Source organism: Mesorhizobium sp. (assembly GCF_005063415.1).
Taxonomy (GTDB): Bacteria; Pseudomonadota; Alphaproteobacteria; order Rhizobiales; family Rhizobiaceae; genus Mesorhizobium.
In genome coordinates this window covers 4,314-18,446 of sequence record NZ_SUEG01000033.1, presented here as the reverse complement: position 1 = coordinate 18,446, position 14,133 = coordinate 4,314, and the positions used below count along the sequence as shown (strand labels likewise).

Sequence of the window (14,133 nt, the reverse complement as noted above, 5' to 3'; positions counted from 1 at the left end):
CTCCAGTCAAAGTTAAAAATGGCTTTGGATTCATGGGTTGAACGGCTGAACGCCTCACCCACGTCGAAAAAGGCGCGCACCGCACCCCCTCTTCAGGCGGCGAACATACTCATCCGTATTCCAGTCTCAATGACGATTCCAAAGATAATCAATGTTTGAATAACAGAAGAAATCCATGTTGCGCAAATATCACTTCATATTTTCTTCACGTTTTCTCCTGGCACAAACGAGACATTTGTCACAATTGTACGAAAATATACTCATGCCATTAGCCGGAAAATTGGTCAGAATCCGAACGCATTCCTTTTACGTGTTCTTTTTTGGAATATACTTCTAACGTTGGCGGCGAAAATCGAGCCAACTTCGCCATCGCTGCGTTCTGTGCGGCAAGAACGACTTCCGCGACCAGATCCTGTTTGAGCATTTCAATGGGAATACGTCCGGCAAGGCCGGGCGCGGGGCCGATCAGCCACGACCAGGCACGCCGCGGATCGGGCATCGCGGACGACACCTCCTTGATACCCGGCGCCGGCCTGCCGTCGATGAACTGGGCCAGGGGAAATACATGCTTGCGGCCACCGGTGCGCAACGCAACGACCGTGCCGCTCCGCTGCCAGCGATGCAGGGTCGAGCGCGATATGCCGAGATTTTCCTGCAGGAATGTCGACCCGGCAACCCGACCGGCCCAGTCCTCGACCCGCATCGCATCGCGATCGCCCGTTCCGGCCAGGGGTCGGATGTCTGCCCCTCGGCCTCCGTGCGCCGTCGCCAGAGGCGTCCGGGCACTGCGTTCCGTCGCTTCGGCCGCCAATATCCGCACGAAACGCGACGCCATGCCGGGCAATCTTTCCTGCATGGTATCGATCGCGCTGATGTCGGTCGGCGCAAGCAAAGCGACGGCGGCGGCAACGGCGCCGGCGACCCTGCCCGCTGCAACGACCGCATCGCTGTTCGTCACCTTGCCTTGCCGCGCCAGCACGCGCTCGATCTCAACAGCGACGGCGTTTGCAAACTCGGTCTGACGGATGGGGTCGATGCGATTCCAAGTCCCGGTCATGTCCTGATCTGGCTGTTTGCCTGCCGGTTCCGGTTTGCTCGGAAGCCGGCCTTTCGCACAGGCTATAGGCAGGATGTGTGACGGAGAGACGACGAACGGGAACCATGCACGATCGCAGTGTCGGCAGGTGCTCCAGCCGGTCTAACTGGCCGGTTCTGCATGAAATATCGGAAATTTCTCAGAACCCGCTCAGGATTTCGGGTCGCGCCGGTGCCAATAAGAAACGGGTCGACCGACGTGGTCGGCGCATGGCCTCCCGGATTGATTCAGCCGGCTGTTCAAGATGCAAGTCGACCGATTGGGCAGCCCGGCGACCTCTCATTGTCGTCTGCCCGTGAGAGGCCCGATATGACTTCTTTCCTGCTCCTGGTGCGGCAGCATCAGTTGGCTGCCTTCTTTTCGTTGGCGCTTGCCCTGACCTGGTTTGCCTTTATCCCGTTCTACTTGTCGAATGGCGATAGCATTCCCTGGTTTACCTTCGGCCCGATGCTGTCCGGATTCGTCGTCGCAGCCCTCTCCGGAGGCTGGACTTCGGTCAAGGCCATTCTCGCTTCCATGGTGAAGTGGCGGGTATCTCCGTTTTGGTATCTGGTGGCATTCGGCCTGCCATTCGGCACGCAGCTTGCCTCGATCCTGGTAAATCCGCTGTTCGGCTCGGCGACGCCGGCCTGGGGCAATATTCCAGCTGTCATTGAGATACTGCCGATCATCGCGCTGTACGCGGTCTTCAGCGGCCCGCTTGGCGAAGAGCCGGGATGGCGCGGCTTTGCAACATCGCGTCTGCTGGCCAAACATTCGGCGCTTGCCGGAAGCCTGATTCTCGGCGCGATCTGGGCGATCTGGCATTTTCCGCTCGGCCTGGTCGGCGATCTCAGCGTCTACGGCACAGTCAACGTCGTGCTGGCGGCAGTGGTATTTACCTGGCTCTATCAGAACACCGGTAGCGTGCTTCTCGCCATTCTGATGCACGTCACCCATCAGAACAGCGTACGCTTCCTGGGCAAGGTGTTCATCGACGCCGACCATATGCAGCAGCAATGGATCGGTGTTGCGATCTGGGCGGTGGCTGCGGTCGCCATCGTTGCCGTCTACGGCACCGAGAGCTTCGTCCGCAGGTCGGCAACGCAGCCCGCTCTCGCTGGCGCCGTTTAGTCGCCGCTTTTCGGCGGCGGCAGACCTTGACCCAGCCCTCCAGCCGTAGGCCAATACAGGCACGGCTTCAGGGAGCGGGCCGTTTCGATGGCGGTTTCGGCCACTGACCAGGTTTTTCAGTTTGGCGGTTTCACGCTCGATCTGGGCAAAGGTACGCTCAGACGGGCCGAACAGCCGGCCTTCCTGCGGCCGAAGGCCTACGCATTGCTGACGCATCTCGCCCGCCACATCGGTCGTGTGGTGCCGAAGTCGGAATTGATGGATGCGGTCTGGCCAGGTGTTTTCGTCATCGAGGATTCGCTGACGCAGTCGATTCGCGAGATCCGCAAGGTGCTCGGCGAAGAAACGATACGGACCGTATCGAAGCGCGGCTACATGGTGATCTCTGAAATCGAACCGGTGCCCGAAGCCGGCGCACAGCCGATCCTGGCGGTGCTCAGGTTCCGCAATGACGGCGCCGATCCGGCCGACGAAGCGATCGTCGACGGTATTGCCGAAGACATTATCAACGGCCTCGCCCGCTTCGGCACGCTGACGGTCCTGGCGCGCAATTCGAGCTTCTCGTTTGCCTCATATTCGCCTGGTGAATGGCCTGTCGTGCGTTCGCGCATCGGCGCCGATTATCTCGTCGAGGGTTCGGTGCGGCGCCAGGCAGACAGCATCGTCTGTGCGGTCAATCTCGTTGACGCAGCCAGCGCTTCCCAGCTCTGGGGGGATCGCTACCAGGCCGACTACGCCGGCCTGTCCGCCATCCAGCAGGAGATCGTCCAAAAGATCGTCGGCCGGCTGGTGGTTCGGTTGAACAATGCCGGCCTGCAACGTGCCTCGCGGCAGCCGGTAGCCAGCCTCGCCGCCCATGAACTGGTGCTGCGCGGCGTCGCTTTACTGCGCGATCCGGCGCAAAGCGAACTGAAAGAAGCGGCAGCGTTTTTCGAGGCGGCGATCGTCAGAGACCCGGCCTATGGCCTTGCTTACACCTATCTGGCGCTGTCGCATGTGCTTAACAGCGAATTCGGACCCATCAGCGACGCCGTTCTGACGAAGGCCCGCGACCTGGCCGAGCGGGGCATCGCATTGTCGCCGGACCAGGCAACGGCACACCGCATCCAGTCGCTGGTGCGGCTCAATATGCGCGACCACGAGGCGGCCGAGCATCATTTACGCATCGCGCTCGAGCTCAATCCGGGCGACGCAGACTGTATCGAGCAGATGGGGCATCTGTTGACGATGCGCGGCCGGCCGCTCGACGCGCTCGCCTGGCTGGCGCGCGCCATCCGCATCAACCCGCTGCATCCTCACTGGTATCAGTACGATCGCGCGCTCGCGCTGTACATGCTGGGCGAATACCGCACTGCCGCCGAGGCGCTGGAGCTGGCGACGCGACCGACGCCATGGATCCGCACCCGGCTTGCCGCCTGTTACGCTCAGTTGGGCGACATGCAGGCGGCAAAGCGCCAGGCTGCGCTGATCAACGCCGACGGCTCCGATTTCTCGCCGCTCGACTATGCAAGAACGGGCATCCCGTTCGAAAACGCCTCCGACGCAGAACATCTTGCCGACGGCGTGTCGCTGGCACTTGGGTATCGCTCAAAATCCTGAGGCGGCCAACAGGCCGCTCGGTGGATCGCCCAAACAGGCTCAGTGCGGAAATTCGAGCCCCATTTCACGGTAGCGCTCGGGATCGTCGCCCCAGTTCTCGCGCACCTTGACGAACAGGAAGAGGTGCACCTTCTGCTCGAGTATGCCTGCTATTTCCATGCGCGCCGCCTGGCCGATGGCGCGGATCGTCTCGCCCTTATGGCCGAGCACGATTTTCTTCTGGCTGTCGCGCTCGACATAGATGGTCTGGTCGATGCGCACCGAGCCGTCCTTCTTCTCTTCCCATTTCTCGGTCTCGATGTGGGAGGAATAGGGCAGTTCCTGATGCAGCCTGAGATAGAGCTTTTCGCGGGTGATCTCGGCCGCGAGCTGGCGCATCGGCAGATCGGAGATCTGGTCTTCCGGGTAGTACCAGGGTCCGGCCGGCAAGGTCTCGGCGAGATAGTCGAGCAGGTCCTTGCAGCCGGACCCGGTCAGCGCCGAAACCATGAAGGTGCGCTTGAACGGCACCCTTTCGTTGGCTGCCGCCGACAATGCGAGCAACGTCTCGTGCTTGACCCGATCGACCTTGTTGAGGATCAACACCATAGGCTGCCGGACATCCTTCAGCCGCTCGAGGATGGCGTCGGCATCGCCCCGAATGCCGCGCTCGGCATCGATCAAGAGCAGCACGACATCGGCGTCCTTGGCACCGCCCCAGGCTGTGGTCACCATGGCGGTGTCCAGCCGGCGCTTCGGCTTGAATATGCCCGGCGTGTCGACGAAGACGATCTGCGCGTTGTTGTGGGTGGCAATGCCGCGCACGATGGCGCGCGTGGTCTGCACCTTGTGCGTCACGATCGACACCTTGGCGCCGACCAGCTGGTTGACCAGCGTCGATTTCCCCGCATTGGGCGCGCCGATCAGCGCGACGAAGCCGGAGCGGGTAGCGGGAGGTTCTGTCGCCGGAGTTTCGGTGGCGGTCATGCGGCACTCCCCTGATCGAGCCAGACGCCTTCCCGCTGCAGAAGTGCCGCAGCTGCAGCCTGCTCCGCCTCGCGCTTGGAGCGCCCGCTGCCGGTCGCTGGCGGATAGGCGCCGACCTTGACGCTGACGGTGAACAGCGGATCGTGGTCCGGTCCCTCGCGGCTGTCGATTATATAAACCGGCACTGCGCCCGCCGCCTGATGCGCCCATTCCTGAAGTTCGGTCTTCGCATCGCGGCGGGCGGCGTCGATGGCTTGCGAGCGCGGCTGCCAGTATCTGTGGATGAAGGCGCGGGCCGCTTCCAACCCGCCGTCGAGATAGAGCACGGCGATCAGCGATTCCAATGCATCGGCGCGCAGATTGACGCGCTTGCGGCCATCGAGGCCACGTACGTCCGAACCGGCGCGAATAAGTTCCGCCAGGCCGATCTCCTCGGCGATCTCCGCCAGGGCCTCGGCGTTGACCAGCGCGTTCAATCTCAGCGACAGCTCACCCTCGGCGGCGTCGGGAAATGCCGCCAGCAGCATATCGGCAACGACAAGGCCGAGAACGCGGTCGCCCAGGAATTCGAAACGTTCGTAGTCGATGCCGGCGTGACTACCGCGAGCGCTGGCATGGGTTAGCGCCCGCTGCAGGCGCTGGTGGTCGCCAAAACTGTGGCCGGTGCGCTCCCTGAGCGCCTCGGCGAGCGCATCGGCGGTCAGCCGTTTCGTCGCCGCCATGGCCCTAATTGACGAAATGGAACAGGCGCGAGGCGCGCATCTGCGACGGCCATTTCCAGATTTCGAGCGGGCTGGCGCTGCCGGCGATCGAGAAGAAGATGAGGTTGGCGCGGCCGACCAAGTTCTCCTCCGGCACGAAGCCGACCGTGAAGCGGCTGTCCGACGAGTTGTCGCGATTGTCGCCCATCATGAAATAGTGACCGGGCGGCACCGTGAACTCTTTGGTATTATCGCCGATCGAGGCCTGCGTCAGGTCGAGCGTGTCGTAGGTGACGCCGTTCGGCAGCGTCTCGCGATAGACATCGACCGGCCCGTTCTCCTCGGTGATGTCGCGGTTGTCGATCTGCCCGACCTTGACGCGCGGCACGCTCACGTCGTTGATGAAGAGCTGGCCATCCTTGACCTGGATCTTGTCGCCCGGCAGGCCGACGACGCGCTTGATATAATCGACCGAAGGATCCGGCGGAAACTTGAACACCACCACGTCGCCGCGCTTCGGCTCTGAGCCCCAGATGCGGCCCGAAAAGATGTTCGGCCCGAACGGCAGTGAATAGCGGGAGAAGCCGTAGGACCACTTGGTGACGAAGAGATAGTCGCCTTCGAGCAAAGTCGGCCGCATCGAGCCTGACGGGATCGAGAACGGCTGGAACAGGAGCGTGCGGATCACCAGCGCAAGCAGCAGGGCCTGGACGATGACGCTGACGGTTTCGCCAAGTCCGCCGGATTTCTTCTGGGTTTTTTCAGCCACGCTCATGTCGTCCTCGATTGTGCGTTGGATGGTATAGAGTCTCGGCGCGCGCTGGGCAACGTCATGCCGGTGGTCAGATGCAATCAATGTGGCGCTTCTTCGACCGGCAACGCTTCAATGATCACAAAGGCTTGAGCGAGCGGAAAATCATCGGTTATTGTGAGGTGGATCACGGCGCGGTGCCCTTCAGGCAGGATTTCGTCCAGCCGCGCTGCCGCCCCGTTGGTCAGCGCCATGGCCGGCTTGCCGCTGGCCAGGTTGACGACCCCCATGTCGCGCCAGAACACACCCTGCGCCATACCGGTGCCCAATGCCTTGGCACAGGCTTCCTTGGCGGCGAAACGCTTGGCGTAGGAGGCCGCACGCGCCGCGCGGTTTTCGGAGCGCGCCTGTTCGATCTCGGTGTAGATGCGTTGGATGAAGCGCTGGCCATGACGTTCCAGCGACTTCTCGATGCGTCTGATGTCGATGAGGTCGCTGCCGATACCGATAATCATTCGGCAGGAACTTCCGGCCCGGTTTTTCCAGCCTTTGCGGCTCTTTCGGCCAGACGCTTGCGGCGCTGCTCGTGGAAAGTGACCATGCCCCAGCGGGTGATGCCGTAAAACAGCAGGCCGAAAACCAGGCCGAGCGGTATCGCGCCGATTGTCATCGGCTTCAGCACCGGTCCCCACAACTGCGCAAAGGAGAGATTATGCAGCATGTCGCCAAGATGGGCGGGCGGGCCATGCGCCGGCAGGTGTTCATGCAGGATCAGCTTGCCGACCTCCCAGGAGGCGGCCCATAGCAGCGGAAAGGTCAGGGGGTTGCCGAACACCGTGCCAAGTGCTGCCGCGACCAGATTGCCGGCGATCAGCCAGCACAGGATGGCGGCAATGATGAAGTGGAAGCCAAGCGGGAAAAACGACGCGAATACGCCCGCCGCAACACCGGCGGCCACGGCGTGCGGCGTGGCCCTAAGCCGCAGGATGCGCTTGGAGAAATACCGCAGCGAGCGCGAGAACGAGCGGCGCGGCCACAAATAAGTACGCACCCGCTCGAAAAAACCATCAGGCTTGCGCCGTCGAAAAAGCACTCTGTTCCTGTTCCTAGTTCCATTAATGACTTCGCGCCGGCTTTTCCCAGCCGGGGCGCGACAGCCCTATGCTGCGCTCTGCGGTCGCCGAAAAGCAACTACGACTTTGATATAGCGATGCGCTGGCCGAAGAACAACGAGGCCGAGGGCATCCGCTGGGTGGCCGGTCGCGCCAGCCCTGGGTGTCGCCGTTCTGAACAGGGTATGATCGCGGCGAATTTAAGGAGCGCCGCTTAGGATCGATATTCGCTGACCTCGACGAGGTTGCCATCCGGGTCACGGAAATAGACCGACATCATCGCGCCACGAGCGCCGACACGCTCGACCGGGCCGACCTCTATCACCACGCCATTGGCGGCGAGGCTGGCACATATCTCGACGAGCGGCCGGGTGGCAATCAAGCAGAAATCTCCGGCGCCAGGCGTCGCCGCCTTGGCCTTCGGCTCGAAAGTGTGCCCGACCTCATGCACATTGATCTTTTGCGTTCCAAACAGCAGCGCCGTTGGTCGGTCCGGCTCGTCGAGGCGCTCGAAGCCAAGCACGCGCTGATAGAAGGCGCAGGTATCGTCCACCGAACGAACTGTCAGCACGAAATGATCTATGCCGGCGATCACGGCAGCGCCTCTTGACTTGTTTTTATGCATGTCGTTGTCCCAAAACCGCTGCGCACTTTTGGGCGACATGCATTAGATATTGCGGCTGCCCGGCTTGATCGCCGGTATGGCGGCGAGCTCGGGCGGCAGCCTGTCGGCCGGATAGGCCGGAACTTCATATTCCGCAAGCGCGATCAGCGGCACGCCGACATCGGTCTTGCCGGCCGAGCGGTCGATGATGCACGCAGCGGCGACGACTTCAGCGCCAAGTCCGCGCAGGCAGTCGATAGTCTCGCGGATCGACAGGCCGGTGGTGACGATGTCCTCGACAATGACAACGCGCGATCCCTTGGCGATCTCGAAACGGCGCAGCTTGAATTCGCCCCCTTCCCGCTCGACCCAGATCGCTGGCGCGCCAAGATGGCGCGAGGTCTCATAGGCCGGGATCAGCCCGCCGATCGCGGGACCGACGACGTAGTCGATCCTGCCGGGCACGCCAGCGCGGATCTTTTCGGCCAGCGCCTTGCACAAGCGCTCGGTCTTGTCGGCATGCATGAAAACTCGCGCCTTCTGCAGGAAGACCGGGCTGCGCAGGCCGGACGTCAGGATGAAATGCCCTTCGAGAACGGCGCCGGCCTCGCGGAAAATGCCCAGCACTTCATCGGTATTCATTGTTCGCTCCATGTCCACGGTGAATGGTGGTGAGTAGCGAGTAGTGAGAGCGCCCTCTTTCACTATTCACCCATTCACGCGTCGCGCGTCGCTGACGCTCGAATTGTCCTTTAGCTGCGACAGCAGCCGGTTCAAGTGCTTCAGATCCCACACTTCGAGATCGATCAGCATTTCGGTGAAATCGGGCGCGGTGCGCACCATCGACAAAGTGTGGATGTTGGCGTCGTTGGATGCGACGACCTGCGCTATGTCGGCCAGCGAACCCGGTGCGTTGATGGCGGTAACCGAGACGCGCGCCGGGAACCGCTCCTTGGTGCGCTCGTCAATATCCCAGCGTACGTCGATCCAGCGCTCGGGCTGGTCGTCAAAGGCCTGCAGCGCCGGCGACTGGATCGGATAGATGGTAATACCGGTTCCGGGCTGCACGATGCCGACGATGCGGTCGCCAGGCACTGCCCCCTCCGGTGCGAAGCGCACCGGCAGATCGCCGCGCACGCCGCGGATCGGCACCGCATCGTCGCGCGGCTGGTTCTTGTCCTTGCGCGCGGCGCGGCCCGGAATCTGGAACAGCATGCCGGCGGCGTTGCGGATCTTCGACCAGCCCTCCTCGCGCTGCTTGGGCGCGACCAGCGTGACGCGCTCGTCCTTGTAGTCGGGAAACACCGCCTTCATGACATCGGTGGAGGCGAGTTCGCCACGGCCGACCGAGGCCAGCACATCCTCGATGTCCTTGCGCGCCAGCCGATGCAGCACCGACTTCAGGCTTTCCTTGGTGAAGGTCTTGCCTGACCGTTCGAAGGCGCGCTCCAGAATTCGGATACCGAGACCCGAATATTGCTTGCGGATAGCGTTCTTGGTGGCGCGGCGGATGGCCGAGCGCGCCTTGCCGGTAACGACCACCGATTCCCACGCCGCCGGCGGCACCTGCGCCTTCGAGCGGATAATCTCGACCTCGTCGCCGTTCTTCAGCTCCGTCATCAGCGGCATGATGCGGCCATTGACCTTGGCGCCGACGCAAGTATCGCCGACGTCGGTGTGGACGGCATAGGCAAAGTCGATCGGCGTGGCGCCGCGCGGCAGCGCGATCAGCATGCCCTTCGGCGTAAAGCAGAATACCTGGTCCTGAAACAGCTCCAGCTTGGTGTTTTCGAGGAAGTCCTCGGGATTGTCGCCTTCGGCAAGCTGCTCGATGGTCCGCCGCAGCCACGCATAGGCATTGGTTTCCTTCGAGATCGCATGGGCGGCACCATTCATCTTGCCGCCGGTATCCTTATAGATCGAATGAGCGGCGACGCCGTATTCGGCGATCTTGTTCATCTGGTAGGTACGGATCTGCAATTCGACGCGCTGGCGCGACGGGCCGACGATAGTGGTGTGGATCGAGCGGTAGTCGTTCTGCTTCGGCGTGGAGATGTAGTCCTTGAAGCGGCCGGGCACCATCGACCAGGTGGTGTGGATAGCGCCGAGCGCGCGATAGCAATCTTCGACCGTCTCGACAACGACGCGGAAGCCGAAAATGTCGGACAGCTGCTCGAACGACAGCGCCTTGGCTTCCATCTTGCGGAATACCGACCACGGCTTCTTCTGCCGGCTCTTGACCTCGGCCTTGATCGAATATTTGTCGAACAGCGTGGACAGCGCCTTCTCGATCTCGGACAGCACGCCCTTGTTGCGCTCGAAGATTTCGGCGAGCCGTGCGGTGACGGCGCGATAGGCTTCGGGATTGATGAAGCGGAAGGCGATCTCCTCCAGCTCCTCGCGCATGCCCTGCATGCCCATGCGGCCGGCCAGTGGCGCGTAGATGTCCATCGTCTCTTCGGCAATGCGCAGGCGCTTGGCTTCCGGCACATGGTCGAGGGTGCGCATATTGTGCAGGCGGTCGGCGAGCTTGACCAGAAGCACGCGCACGTCTTCCGAGATCGCCAGCAACAGCTTGCGCAAGTTCTCCGCCTGCTCGGCCTTTTTGGAGACGAGGTCGAGCTTCTTCAGCTTGGTCAAGCCTTCGACCAGCTTGCCCATTTCCGGGCCGAACAATTCGTCGATCTCGGCCCGGGTCGCCGTGGTGTCCTCGATCGTGTCGTGCAACAGCGCAACGGCGATCGTCGCCTCGTCCATGTGCATTTCGGTGAGGATGGCGGCGACTTCGAGCGGATGCGAAAAATAGGGGTCGCCGGAGGCGCGCTTCTGGTGGCCATGCTTCTGCATGGCGTAGACATAGGCCTTGTTGAGCAGCGCCTCGTTGACGTCAGGCTTGTAGCGCTGCACGCGCTCGACAAGCTCATACTGACGCATCATGGGCGGGATCTCGCAATGCTGAAATGAATCATGCGCCGCACTGGCGTACGGCGCATGTCATAGATAGCCACGAAACTGCCGACGCGAAAGTGTCGGCAGTTATTGCTAAGATCAATAATCGTCGCTTTTTTCCGGCGGTACCAGGCCTTCGATGCCGGCCAACAGGTCTTCTTCGGTCATGCGATCGAAGGTGACGTTGTCCTCGACGTCGTCGGCATCGGTGGCCGCAACGGCACTGCCGGTCTGGTCGGCAATCGCCTCGCCGTCGGCTTCCGGCTCGTCGACCTCGACATGCTTCTGCAGCGAATGGATGAGATCTTCCTTGAGGTCGTCCGGCGACAGCGTCTCGTCGGCGATTTCGCGGAGCGCAACGACCGGATTCTTGTCGTTGTCGCGCGGTACGGTGATCTGCGCGCCTTGGCTGATCTGACGGGCGCGGTGGCCGGCCAGGAGCACCAGCTCGAAGCGGTTGTCGACCTTGTCGATGCAATCTTCAACGGTTACGCGGGCCATGAGTTGCCCCTTTCATGCCTGGATTTGATGGAAAACAGGCGCGGTCCATAACCCGAACGCCGCCAAAATACAAGCTTTTATGGCGGCGCGCAGCTCTGACGCGGGCCGCCTGCGACGACGCAGCGCCGATCACAATTGCTTGCGGTGCCGCATGGTGGCTTGGATTGCCGTAAAACTGGCGTTATCTCGAACGATGAAGGCCAACAGGTCTATTATCAGACCGGCCGATAGTCGCCACGCATTTAGACGACCGCTTATTTCGAAAAAGGACATTTTTCCATGTTCGATCCTCGTGAAAAAATCGCTCTCTTTATCGACGGTGCCAATCTCTACGCCACCTCGCGCGCGCTGGGCTTTGACATCGACTACCGCAAACTTCTGTCGAGCTTCCAGAAACGCGGCTATCTACTGCGCGCCTATTACTACACCGCGCTGGTCGAGGATCAGGAATACTCCTCGATACGGCCGCTGATCGACTGGCTCGATTATAACGGCTTCAAGGTGGTGACCAAGCCTGCCAAGGAATTCACCGACTCGACCGGCCGGCGCAAGATCAAGGGCAATATGGATATCGAGCTGACCGTCGATGCGCTCGAGCTTGCCGACGTCGTCGACCATTATGTCATCTTTTCGGGCGACGGCGATTTCCGCACGCTGGTCGAGGCGCTGCAGCGGCGCGGACGCAAGGTGTCGATCGTCTCGACCATGGCTTCGCAGCCGCCGATGATCTCCGACGATCTGCGCCGCCAGGCCGACCATTTCATCGACTTGATGACGCTCAAGAATGAAGTCGGCCGCGATCCGTCGGAGCGGCCGGTGCGTCGGCCCGAGCCGGCCGAAGTCGACGAGGAAGACTATTGACGGTCGTTGCCTTGACCGCGCCCCTGGTCGTCTCGCCCGAACCCGATCGCGATTGCCCGCTCTGCCCGCGGCTGCACGACTTCATCGCCGAGTGGCGGCGGCGTGAGCCGTCCTGGTTCAACGCGCCGGTGCCGACTTTTTTGCCGCCGGAAGGCGAGAATGCGGTACGCTTGCTGATCGTCGGGCTGGCGCCTGGCCTGCGCGGCGCGAACCGGACGGGGCGCCCCTTCACCGGCGATTTTGCCGGCGACCTGCTCTACAACACGCTGATCGCGCACGGCTTTGCGCGCGGCGAATTCAAAGCGCGACCAGATGACGGGCTGGAGCTTGTCGGTACGGCGATTACCAATGCGGTGCGCTGCGTGCCGCCGGAGAACAAGCCGGTTGGCGCCGAGATAGCGACCTGCCGGACGTTTCTGGTGCCGACGATCGCCCGGTTTTCAAACCTGCGCGCCGTGCTGGCGCTGGGCTCGATCGCGCACCAGTCGACCGTGCGGGCGCTCGGCCAGCGCGTCGCCGCCTATCCGTTCCGGCATGGTGGGCAGCAGCAACCCAATGGCATCACGCTGTTTTCCAGCTATCATTGCTCGCGCTACAACACCAATACCGGCGTGCTGACGGAAGCGATGTTCGTTAATATCTTCAGTCAGATAGAAGCTTTTCTGAAGACATAGAGTCGGACGAGGCTCGCCGGCAAGCCCTAGATTCGGGCAATCGCGAACAACCAGGCCAGGAGATCCAGCAACCACAGAAACAGTGCGAGCTGCAGCGCGACGCGCAGGCGTTGGATGATCCGCCAATTGCTGGCCATGTCGGATTTGATGCGCAGCGCAAGCGCTCGGTGCATCCCGTCCATGGTTGCGGGAGGGTGCTGATCGACGAAGTCCTGGATCAGCGTCCCTGGATCGAAACGGAACGTATAGTTATAATACGGCCACACCATAATCGCGACCAGCAGCCCGATAAGAAAAAGCAATGTCAGCGCCAGCCAGTCCCAAGGCCCTACGCCATCCAGGAGCGCCCTGCCTCCGAGGAGAGAACTCGCGAACGCGGTTGCGAAGATCAGATTGCCGGCGCGCGTATTGAGACTTTCAATCACGCCCTGCTGGTGCTGGAGGCCACGCACCGCCTCCGCATAGACAAATGCAAGGCGGGGGTCGCCGCCGTCCGTCGCAGCAGGCGGGGCGTTGCTGTCATTGGTTGATGAAGGGCGCTCCGGCATCAAATGCCCTTAGCACGGCGCCGCCTGCGATATGAATAGCTACATTTGCGAAGGCTTCGTCGTTCTGTCTTCGTGCCATTGAGGCTGTTTTTGGTGGACAGGATTTGGTGGACAGGAATAGCGTCAATCCGACGACATCGCTTCAGGCGCTGGCGCAAACAACGCGGCCAGCGTCGCCGGTCCGCCTTGGAGAACATTCAGGTCGACATCACCGCTGATGCCGTCGACGCTGCCCCGGTTGTGGTACTGCCAGTAAATCCAGTCGTCATGGCCCGGCCGCAGCGCCAGCGAACGCAGCCAGCGCGGCCGGCCGGCTACCTGCCCGGCATAGGCTTTCGCCGCCTCGTCGGTCACATAGAGGATCGCCGTCTTGCCGAACGCTGCTTCGACCGGGCCGAGGAAGGCGGAGAGTTCGGCGCTCAGCTGTTCGGGGGTTGGCCGCTGCGGGCAATTGCCGCCGAACTCGATGTCTACCACCGGCGGCAGCAAAGGCTGATCGCGCGGCACCACCGAGATAAAGTTGCGTGCCTGATCCGCACCAGGCCTGCAGAAGGTGAAGAAATGATAGGCACCGACGGCAAGGCCGGCGGCGCGGGCCGCACGCAAATTGGCGGCGAAGGCATCGTCGACATGGTCGCCGCCTTCAGTTGCCTTGATC

At 62.0% G+C, this 14,133-nt stretch carries 17 protein-coding genes; 5 read left to right on the top strand and 12 right to left on the bottom strand.

The annotated features are described in order from the left end of the window. Positions 1-268: 268 nt before the first annotated feature. On the bottom strand, positions 269-835 hold the full coding sequence (locus E5W70_RS11710) for a hypothetical protein (protein WP_366509694.1): 567 nt from the start codon (positions 833-835) through the stop codon (positions 269-271). Here E5W70_RS11710 and E5W70_RS33090 point away from each other — a divergent pair. From E5W70_RS33090 to E5W70_RS11700, 3 genes are all read left to right on the top strand, one after another. Next, on the top strand, positions 834-1,022 hold the full coding sequence (locus E5W70_RS33090; RefSeq protein ID WP_366509693.1) for a hypothetical protein: 189 nt from the start codon (positions 834-836) through the stop codon (positions 1,020-1,022). The two genes, E5W70_RS11710 and E5W70_RS33090, sit on opposite strands and share 2 nt — an antisense overlap. A 383-nt stretch (positions 1,023-1,405) precedes the next feature. Further along, entirely contained in the window at positions 1,406-2,209 is an 804-nt protein-coding gene (locus E5W70_RS11705) for a type II CAAX endopeptidase family protein (RefSeq protein WP_292657935.1), read from the top strand. A gap of 87 nt (positions 2,210-2,296) precedes the next feature. After that, complete coding sequence (locus E5W70_RS11700) at positions 2,297-3,808, top strand: winged helix-turn-helix domain-containing protein (RefSeq protein WP_292657933.1); 1,512 nt, start codon at positions 2,297-2,299, stop codon at positions 3,806-3,808. Between the two features lie 39 nt (positions 3,809-3,847). Here the strand turns inward: E5W70_RS11700 and era are convergent, their stop codons facing one another. From era to rpoZ, 9 genes are all read right to left on the bottom strand, one after another. Continuing rightward, complete coding sequence (gene era, locus E5W70_RS11695; protein WP_292657930.1) at positions 3,848-4,774, bottom strand: GTPase Era; 927 nt, start codon at positions 4,772-4,774, stop codon at positions 3,848-3,850. Further along, positions 4,771-5,496 (bottom strand): ribonuclease III, encoded by a 726-nt coding sequence (rnc, locus tag E5W70_RS11690; protein ID WP_292657928.1) that lies wholly within the window; start codon positions 5,494-5,496, stop codon positions 4,771-4,773. The genes era and rnc overlap by 4 nt, the downstream gene beginning before the upstream one ends. 4 nt (positions 5,497-5,500) lie before the next feature. Then, the gene (gene lepB, locus E5W70_RS11685) at positions 5,501-6,250 is read right to left on the bottom strand and encodes a signal peptidase I (RefSeq protein WP_292657925.1); all 750 of its coding nucleotides are present in this window, start codon (positions 6,248-6,250) and stop codon (positions 5,501-5,503) included. A gap of 77 nt (positions 6,251-6,327) precedes the next feature. Further along, positions 6,328-6,741, bottom strand: a complete 414-nt coding sequence (acpS, locus tag E5W70_RS11680; RefSeq protein ID WP_292657921.1) for a holo-ACP synthase — start codon at positions 6,739-6,741, stop codon at positions 6,328-6,330. Next, entirely contained in the window at positions 6,738-7,319 is a 582-nt protein-coding gene (locus E5W70_RS11675; protein WP_023677769.1) for a DUF2062 domain-containing protein, read from the bottom strand. The genes acpS and E5W70_RS11675 overlap by 4 nt, the downstream gene beginning before the upstream one ends. 233 nt (positions 7,320-7,552) lie before the next feature. Then, positions 7,553-7,963 carry a VOC family protein gene (locus E5W70_RS11670; RefSeq protein WP_292657911.1) on the bottom strand — a complete coding sequence of 137 codons (411 nt, stop codon included), beginning with the start codon at positions 7,961-7,963 and terminating at the stop codon, positions 7,553-7,555. A gap of 42 nt (positions 7,964-8,005) precedes the next feature. Then, the gene (gene pyrE, locus E5W70_RS11665; protein ID WP_292657908.1) at positions 8,006-8,584 is read right to left on the bottom strand and encodes an orotate phosphoribosyltransferase; all 579 of its coding nucleotides are present in this window, start codon (positions 8,582-8,584) and stop codon (positions 8,006-8,008) included. A gap of 66 nt (positions 8,585-8,650) precedes the next feature. Continuing rightward, positions 8,651-10,879, bottom strand: coding sequence for a bifunctional (p)ppGpp synthetase/guanosine-3',5'-bis(diphosphate) 3'-pyrophosphohydrolase (locus E5W70_RS11660; protein ID WP_292657905.1), 2,229 nt, complete (start codon positions 10,877-10,879; stop codon positions 8,651-8,653). A 111-nt stretch (positions 10,880-10,990) separates the two neighbouring features. After that, a complete protein-coding gene (gene rpoZ / locus E5W70_RS11655) occupies positions 10,991-11,392 on the bottom strand; it encodes a DNA-directed RNA polymerase subunit omega (protein WP_292657901.1) in 402 nt (133 codons plus the stop codon). 279 nt (positions 11,393-11,671) lie between these two features. On the opposite strand from rpoZ, the gene E5W70_RS11650 reads away from it, so the two are divergent. Both E5W70_RS11650 and E5W70_RS11645 read left to right on the top strand, forming a co-directional pair. Next, positions 11,672-12,253, top strand: coding sequence for an NYN domain-containing protein (locus E5W70_RS11650; protein ID WP_292657898.1), 582 nt, complete (start codon positions 11,672-11,674; stop codon positions 12,251-12,253). Then, complete coding sequence (locus tag E5W70_RS11645) at positions 12,250-12,927, top strand: uracil-DNA glycosylase (protein WP_292657895.1); 678 nt, start codon at positions 12,250-12,252, stop codon at positions 12,925-12,927. The genes E5W70_RS11650 and E5W70_RS11645 overlap by 4 nt, the downstream gene beginning before the upstream one ends. Positions 12,928-12,953: 26 nt before the next feature. On the opposite strand, the gene E5W70_RS11640 is transcribed toward E5W70_RS11645, so the two are convergent. Together E5W70_RS11640 and E5W70_RS11635 are read right to left on the bottom strand one after the other, a co-directional pair. Then, positions 12,954-13,475: a hypothetical protein gene (locus E5W70_RS11640; protein WP_292657892.1), complete on the bottom strand. Its 522-nt coding sequence runs from the start codon at positions 13,473-13,475 to the stop codon at positions 12,954-12,956. Between the two features lie 123 nt (positions 13,476-13,598). Continuing rightward, positions 13,599-14,133, bottom strand: a 535-nt coding sequence (locus tag E5W70_RS11635; protein WP_292657889.1) for a GH25 family lysozyme, incomplete at its 5' end; no start/stop codon positions are given.